This is a genomic window from Streptomyces hokutonensis, from assembly GCF_000376565.1.
GTDB classification, from domain to species: domain Bacteria; phylum Actinomycetota; class Actinomycetes; order Streptomycetales; family Streptomycetaceae; genus Streptomyces; species Streptomyces hokutonensis.
The window spans coordinates 343,548-351,347 of the sequence record NZ_BARG01000038.1; the positions used below are offsets into that span (position 1 = coordinate 343,548).

5 protein-coding genes are annotated in these 7,800 nt (G+C 72.8%); 4 read left to right on the plus strand and 1 reads right to left on the minus strand.

The window, feature by feature from the left end:
• Positions 1-25 precede the first annotated feature (25 nt).
• Together SSP08S_RS24120 and SSP08S_RS24125 are read left to right on the plus strand one after the other, a co-directional pair.
• Entirely contained in the window at positions 26-2,482 is a 2,457-nt protein-coding gene (locus SSP08S_RS24120; protein WP_019070209.1) for a lysylphosphatidylglycerol synthase transmembrane domain-containing protein, read from the plus strand.
• A gap of 149 nt (positions 2,483-2,631) precedes the next feature.
• A complete protein-coding gene (locus SSP08S_RS24125) occupies positions 2,632-5,289 on the plus strand; it encodes a helix-turn-helix transcriptional regulator (RefSeq protein WP_019070210.1) in 2,658 nt (885 codons plus the stop codon).
• A gap of 6 nt (positions 5,290-5,295) precedes the next feature.
• On the opposite strand, the gene SSP08S_RS24130 is transcribed toward SSP08S_RS24125, so the two are convergent.
• Positions 5,296-5,763 carry a DUF1003 domain-containing protein gene (locus SSP08S_RS24130; RefSeq protein ID WP_019070211.1) on the minus strand — a complete coding sequence of 156 codons (468 nt, stop codon included), beginning with the start codon at positions 5,761-5,763 and terminating at the stop codon, positions 5,296-5,298.
• 276 nt (positions 5,764-6,039) lie between these two features.
• Here SSP08S_RS24130 and SSP08S_RS24135 point away from each other — a divergent pair, with 276 nt between their 5' ends.
• The gene (locus SSP08S_RS24135; protein WP_019070212.1) at positions 6,040-6,516 is read left to right on the plus strand and encodes a hypothetical protein; all 477 of its coding nucleotides are present in this window, start codon (positions 6,040-6,042) and stop codon (positions 6,514-6,516) included.
• A gap of 250 nt (positions 6,517-6,766) precedes the next feature.
• Positions 6,767-7,800 (plus strand): AAA family ATPase (locus SSP08S_RS24140; protein ID WP_026178783.1); only part of this gene is annotated, 1,034 nt, incomplete at its 3' end.

A 7,800-nucleotide genomic window follows, 5' to 3' on the forward strand; every position in this document is an offset into this window, starting at 1 on the left:
TTCGGCCTGTCGACGAGGAGCCGACGTGAGCACCGTGATCGACACACCGCCTCCTCGGACCGTTCGACGGTCGGCCGATCTGTGGCGGCTGTCGCTGTCCCTGGCCGTACTGGTGGCCGCCGTACTCCTGGCCCTCGCGACCCGCGACTTCGTCCGCGCCGCACAGCAGGGACTCCTCGACTCGGCGACCGCGCTGCCCCCTGCCCTGCGGGACGTCCTGGTGGGAACGGTCCAAGCCGTCGCCCTCCTCGCACCGGTCGCGGCCGTGGTGGTGTGGTGCGTACGGCGGCGGATCGACCCGGTGCTACGGGTCCTGCCCGCGGCGCTGCTCGGCGCACTGGGCGCGTGGTCGCTCACGCACCTGGCGCTGGAGCGGGGGCGACCGGACACCTGGCCGGAGGTGCTGGCCGGCCGGGACGGACTGCTGCGGGCGACCTGGCCCCCGGCCGTGTACCTGGCGGCCTGCGCGGCGGCCGTCGTCGCGGCGGGGCCGTGGCTGGGGGCGCGCCCACGGCGGGCGTTGTGGGCGCTGGCCTGTTCCTGCGCGGTGCTGAGTGTGGCCACCGCCGCGATCGTGCCGCTGGACGCCCTCGCCGCACTGGCCATGGGCGGCGCGGCCGGATCGGCCGTACTGCTGCTGGGCGGTGCTCCCGCCGACCGTCCGACGGCGCAGGCGGTCGCCGAGGCCCTTGCCGCGTCCGGGATTTCGGTCACCACGCTCCATGAGCTGCCTTCGAGTGAGCAGCTGCCGGGGGAGGGGACCCTCTACCGGGCGGAGACCACCGCCGGACCCCGGCTGGCGGTGCGGGTGCTCGCCGCCGAGGACCACAACCGGGATCTGTTCCACCGGTTCGCCCGGCGGACCCTGCTGCGCCACCCCGCCGAAACGACCGCTCCGACACCGCTCGTCGCCGCCGAGCACGAACTGCTCATGCTGGTCTTCGCGGCCCGCACCGGCGCCCGGGCCGACGAACCGGTGATGGCCTATCCGGTGGCCGGGGGCGGCGCGCTCGTGGCGACCTCCGCACCGGACGAGGCCCGTGCCCTGTCCGCCCTGCGGGACGAGGAGTTGACCGATCCGCTCCTCACCGGAGTGTGGACCTCCGTGGCCCGCCTCCAGGAACACCGCCTGGGACATGGGGAGTTGCGCCCGGAACACGTCCTCGTCGCACCGGACGGCGAGAGCCGGCTCACCGCGTTCGCGCGCGGCCGGCTCAACGCTCCGCCCGAGGTACTCGGCAGCGACCTCGCGGAGCTGCTGGCCACGACCGCGATCCGGGTCGGCCCGCTACGCGCCACCGCGTGCGCACTGGCCGGCCTGGGGCCGGAACTCCTCGCGACGGCTCTGCCGTACCTGCAACCTCTCGCGCTCATCGGGCCCGCTCGGACCTCGGTCGCCCGCTACGACCAGGCCCGCGCGCGGGCCGCCGGAGAGAAGGCCGGACGGCGGACGCTACGGGCCGGCGGCCGGCCCAGTCTGCTGCGCGATCTGGCCGCCGAGGTCTCAACGGCCACTGGTGCGAAGGAAGTTCAGCCCGCGCGGCTGGCGCGCTTCACCTGGAAGAGCGTCCTGGGGCTCGCGGGCGCGTTTCTCGTACTCCACCTCGTGCTGCCGCAGTTGGCCAACGCGCCCGCGGCCCTCGACGCGCTGCGGGACGCCAACTGGTGGTGGATGCTCGCGGTGTTGCCGATCACCTTCCTCTCGCAGGCGTTCTCGACCTTCCTGCAGCAGGGCACCATCCCGGAGCGGCTGCCGTTCGGCCCCACCTACCAGGTGCAGTTCGCCAGTTCGTTCCTCAACCGGATCACCCCGAGCAACGTCGGCGGCATGGCGCTCAACCTGCGCTACCTCCAGAAGACGGGGATCGAGACCGGGGCCGCCACCGCCTCCGTGGGGCTGCAGAGCCTGGCCGGCGCGCTCTCCAACACCGTGGTCGCCGCCGTCTTCCTCACCTCGGCGGGACGCGGTCGGGCCGGAGTGCGTCCCCACCTGTCCGCCGGCCGCCCGCTGCTGTGGGCCGTCGCCCTCGTGCTCGCCGCCGGCGGACTGCTCGCCTTCACCCCGCCGGGCCGTCGCTTCCTGGAGGAGAAGGTGTGGCCGTTCCTGAGGGCGGCCGGCTCGACCGTCGCGGGGATCGCGACCGAACCCGCCAAGATCGCCGTGGGGACCGTCGGCGCACTGGGCCTGCCGCTCATCCAGGTCGTCGGCCTCGCCATGAGCCTGCACGCACTGGGCGCAGACCTCCCCTTCGTCCAGGTCGGCGCCGCGTACATGGCGGCCCGGCTGATCGCCAACGCGGCTCCCGTGCCCGGCGGCCTCGGGGCGCTGGAGGCCGGACTCATCGCCGGACTGACGACCCTCGGCGTCCCGGCAGGGGCGGCCACCTCGGCCGTGCTCGTCTACCGGCTGCTCACCTTCTGGCTGAACGTCCCGCTGGGCGCCCTGGCCCTGAACGTGGTGCAGCGGCGCGGCTACGTGTGACGGGCCCGGCCGTCGTACGGTGGACGAGCGGGCCGGTGCCGTCGCCGTACAGTTCCGGGCGCGGTCGGATGACCCAAGCCCCGCCGCCGGGAAACCACCTACGCTCCCGCTGATGAAGACATGAGGTGTCCTGGACGGCTGGAGGGCACATGAACGAATCCGAACTCCTCGGCCGTGAGCCGCAGTTGAGGACCCTGCACGAACTCCTCGACAGGCTGCCCGACGCCGGCGGTGCCATGGTGCTGCAGGGCGGTCCGGGGATCGGCAAGTCCGCGCTGCTGCGGGCCGCGGCGGAACGGGCCAGGGTGGCGGGACTGCGGCTGCTCGAGGTGACCGGGGGCGCCGATGACACGCCCTTCAGCGGTCTGCGCGCGCTGCTGCGCCCGGTGCTCGGCACGGCGGAGTCCCTGCCTGCGGGACAGGACGAGATCTTGCGGGCGGCGTTCGCCGCCGGTTCCGGGCAGCCACCCGAGACCTCGCGGGTCGCCCTGGCCGCGTTCAACCTGATCACGGCGAGGGCCGCCGAGCAGCCCACCGTGCTGATCGCCGACAACACGAGGGAACTCGACGGACCCACCCGGGACGTACTGGCGTTCATGGCCCGCAGGGCGAGCGACAACCCGATCGTCGTCCTCGGCGCACTGCGTGACGGACGGACCCTGCCGGGAGTCCCCGTACTGGACGTTCCTGTTCTGGACGAGCCCTCGGCCCGGCGGCTCCTGGCCCGGCACGCGGACGCACTCCCCCCGGCAGTCCGGGAGCGGATCCTCGGGGAAGCGCTCGGCAACCCGCTCGCGCTGGTCGAACTCCCCGCGGCCTGGAGCCCGACGGGGCCACCGGGATCCTGGGCCCCTCTGACGGTGAACGCCACGCTGGCGACGGCGTTCGCGGCCGGTCTCGGCGAGCTGCCGGACCTGACCCGGGACGCCCTGCTGGTCGCGGCCGTGGACCGGGCCGGGGAGGTCTCGGAGATACTGGCCGCCGCATCCCTGCTGGCCGGGCGCACCGTCGCGGTGGACGCCCTCGACAGCGCGGTCGCCGCCTCGCTGCTCCGACTCGACCGGACGACCCTGCGCTTCCCGCATCCCGTGGTCCGCTTCGCGGTGCTGGCGGCGGAGACCCCGGCCCGCCGCCAGGCCGCGGACGCGGCCCTGGCACAGGTGCTCACCGAGCACCCGGACCGGCGCACCTGGCACCGCGCCCAGTCCGTCAACGGCCCCGACGACGAGATCGCGGACCAACTGGCCGCCGCCCACGCCTCCTTGCTACGACACGACGGAGCCCTCACTGCCGTATGGGCGCTGGAACGGTCGGCGCAGCTCACCACGGACTCGGTCACCCGGGGACACCGGTTGCTGGGCGCGGCCGAGCACGCGTACGGGGCCGGACGTGTCCGACTGGCCCACTCCCTGATCGACACGGCGGAACGCCAAGAGCTGAACGGCGCGGACCGGGTCAAGGCGGGGTGGCTGCGGGAGATCTCGGACGCGGAGCCACAGCCCGGTCCGGCCCAGGGACAACCACCCGACCTCACCGAGCTGTCGGCGGGCGATCCCGACCTGGCCCTCGACCTGCTGCTGAGCGCGGCACTGCACGTCCACCGGAGCGGCGACGACCCCGCTCTGCGGGCGGCCGTCGAGCGTCTGCCTACTACGAACGACCCCCGCCACCTCGCGGCTCTGGCACTGACCGAACCCGTGCGCCACGGCAGGGCGGTGGCCGACGGGCTCCCTTCGAAGGAGACGGCGTGGTGCCTCACCGACTCCGACGGATTCCGGCTCCACGGTACGGCCGCCCACGAGATCGGCGATCCGGTGCGTGCGGTCGACCTGTTCGGCCGGGCGGCACCAACTCTGCGCAGAGAAGGCCGACTTGGGCTGCTCACGGAAACGCTCCTGACCGAGGCGGTCGATCTGCTGCTGCTCGGGGACTGGCCCCGCGCGTCCCAACTCACCGATGAGGCGCGGCACATCGTCGCCGAGACCCGACAGCCGGCCATGGTCGCCGCACTCGCCGCTACGGACGCGGTCGCCGCCGCACTGCGCGGACAGGCCGTACGGGCCCAGGAGTTGGCCGACATGGTGGCGGCCTGGCAGCGCGCCGACCTCGTCCCGACGCTCCGGCTGGCCCGTGGTCTGGCGCGGCTCGGTGAGGGGAGATACGCGGAGGCGTACGAGGAGCTGAGCCCACTCCTGGACCGGCCGCACGAGAGCCTGCGCTGGCAGGGCTTCGCCGCGGTGCTGCCGTTCGCCGTGGCGGCGGACCGCGCCGGCAAGGCAGCCGAAGCCGTGCGGGTCCTCGCGTCGGCGGAGGAGGCGGCACGGGTGACGCCCGCCTCGCTGCTCCACGTCCAACTGCCCTGCGCCCGAGCCGTGTTGGCACCCGACTCGGCGGCCGAGCAACTGTATCTGGCCGCCCTGGAACAGGACCTGTCCCGCTGGCCGTTGGTCAAGGCCCGTACGGAACACGCGTACGGGCAGTGGCTCAGGCGCCGTAGGCAGGCCGCGCGGTCCCGCACGCTGCTGCTCTCCGCGCGGGCGGCCTTCGAACTCGTCGGCGCCTCCGACTGGGCGGGCCAGAGCATGACGTCGGGAGCAGGTGATGCGCTGCCGTCTGCCTCCGACCTGCTGTCGCCCCAGGAGAGGCAGATCGCCCTGCTGGCCGCCGAAGGCCTCTCCAACCGGGAGATCGCGGAACGGCTCTTCCTCTCCCACCGCACGGTCGCCGCGCATCTTTACCGGGCCTTCCCCAAACTCGGCATCACCTCACGCGGGGAGCTGGCCCCGCTGTTGACGACCCTGGAGTAGGCGGCTTCAGTCGGCCGGGTGGTCGGCGGTCGGGGTGTGCTGGGCGTCGTTCATCTTCGCCCGGTTCTGCGCCAGCAGTGTCCGTACGTCCTCCTCGACGTGCCGGGCATCCACTCCGAGGGCATGGCCCATGTGGGCCGCCCACACCTCCGAGCGGATATTGGTCTCGAAGTCGAGGTCGGCGCGGACGGTCTCGCGCGTCGCCTGCCGGTTCTGGCTCACCATCACGAAGGTGGACAGAAAGATCGCCTCAAGGCTGACGATCATCGTGAGCAGCCCGAAGGGGTAGGGGTCCCAGACCGCGCCAGAGCCGAACAGTCCTTCGTTGCACACGATCCAGACCGTGAACCAGACCGCGTGGAGATAGACGAACTGCATGGTCCCGGCGAAAGCGGTGATCGCGTCCGCGATCCGGTCCTGGGTCCCCCGCATCCGCGCGAGGACGGCCTGCTCGTTCGGGAGACGTATGTCCAACCCGTTGATTCCAGACGGCACGGGCACTCCTTGATCCGTCGCTCACGAGAAACGCCCGTCATCGTAAGTGCGGGACGGGGGCGCTTCCTTGGGTCAATCGACTGCCCGTACGGCCGCAATGCGTGCGTGTACGCCGTCCGTTGCGTCGATTGACCGAAGCGGACCCCGCCACCGCGACGGCAGAGTGACGGTCGGCTCGGACAGGTACCCCGGCCAGGCACACCGCGGTATCGCGCGTCATCGAGCAGCGACACATCCGTCAAGGAAGGGATCACCATGTCGGACCCGACGCCGCAGCAGAACCAGGCAACCGGCACCACCCCGGCCGGCCCCGCGGGGCGCCTCGCCGAACTGTCGCAGAAGGCCCAGGACGCCCAGCGGACCGTGGCGGCGAGCATCGCCGAGGACCGGCAGAAGCTGTCCGCCGCCGTCGCCGACGCGAAGGACAAGGCCGAACAGGGCGCGCAGCGGCTGCAGTCGAGCGGACAGCGGGCCAAGGAGAACGTCGCCGGGAGCTGGAACCAGGTACAGACCTCCTGGCAGGACCATGTCGACTCGGTCCGCGCGAAGCTGGACGAGCGCAAGGCCGAGCGCGATGTGAAGCGGCTCCAGCACGCCGCCGACGACGCCGAGGACTACGCGGCCGACGCCGTCGACTTCGCGATCGCGGCCGTGGAAGAGGCGGAGTACGCCACGCTGGACGCGGTGCTGGCGAGGGTGGAGGCGGACGAGGCCGCCGACGCCGCTCAGTAGTCGACTTCCGCAGTGCCTCCGGGCGCGGGCGGCCGGGGGAGCGGGTCGTGGGACGGCGCCCACGGCCCGCTGCCCCGCGCCCGGGCGCCGGTGTGGGCGGCCACTGCCCTCGGCGCCGAACGCTGTGGCCGGGAACATCGACCTCTCCGCCCCGATCAGCGACGATCTTGCTGTGGAGCGACAGTACGTGGATTCTTCCTCGCCGACTCGTTATATTTCTTTCGGCAAGCAACTTGACGGAGGGGAGTCGGTGACCTCACGGCCCGGAGCGGACCTGGTGGGGCGCACGGCCGAACTGGAGCTGCTGGACTCGCTGTTGACCGGGCGGGACGGAGCCGGCCGCGGGCTGCTGCTGCGCGGCGACCCCGGCACGGGGAAGACCGCGCTGCTCGATGCCGCCGCAGCACGGGCCGCCGGCCTCGGGACGCGTGTACTACGGGCCTCCGGCGTGGAGTTCGAGCGCGAGATGAACTTCTCGGCGCTGCACCAGATGCTCTATCCGCTGCGCCGGCACACCGGGCGGCTCGCCGGACACCACCGTGACGTCGTCGACCGGATCTTCGGTCTCGCACCCGGGCCGCCGCCGGACCCGCTGGCCGCTTCGACGGCGGTACTCGCCCTGCTCGGCGAAGTCGCCGTGGAGGGACCGTTGTTGATGATCGCCGACGATGTGCCGTGGCTCGACCTCGCCAGCGCGACCGCGCTCGGCTTCGTCGTCCGCAGGATGAACGACCACCCGATCGCCTTCCTGGCCACCCTGCGCACCGGGGTACGCGGCATCTGCGGCCAACTCGCCCTGCCCGTACGGGAGATCGAGCCGCTGGCCGAGACGGAGGCGGCAGAACTGCTGGACGCACGCTGGCCCGGATTGAGGCCCTCGGTACGCCGCCGAATACTGGCCGAGGCTGCCGGAAACCCGCTCGCACTACGGGAGTTGCCGGCCGCGCTGACCGGCACCCAGCGCTCGGCCCAGGCCCCGCTCCCCTCGCGACTCCCGCTGTCCGGACGGCTGGAGACGGCCTTCGCCCCCGCCGTGGAAGCACTGCCCGCACCGACCCGGACGGCACTGATCATGGCCGCGCTGGACACGGGGCTCGACCCGGCCGTGATCAGGAGGGCGGCGCAGGCGGCATTGGAGGACTCGGCGGATGTCGATGTCGTCGGCCCCGCTGCGATCAAGAGTGCCGCGCAGGATCCAGAGGGCGTCGGCGGCCCTGCTGCGGTCAGGGGTGCCGTGGGTGACGGCTTCGGTCCAGGGGCGGTCGTGGGTGCCGTGCAGGGCTC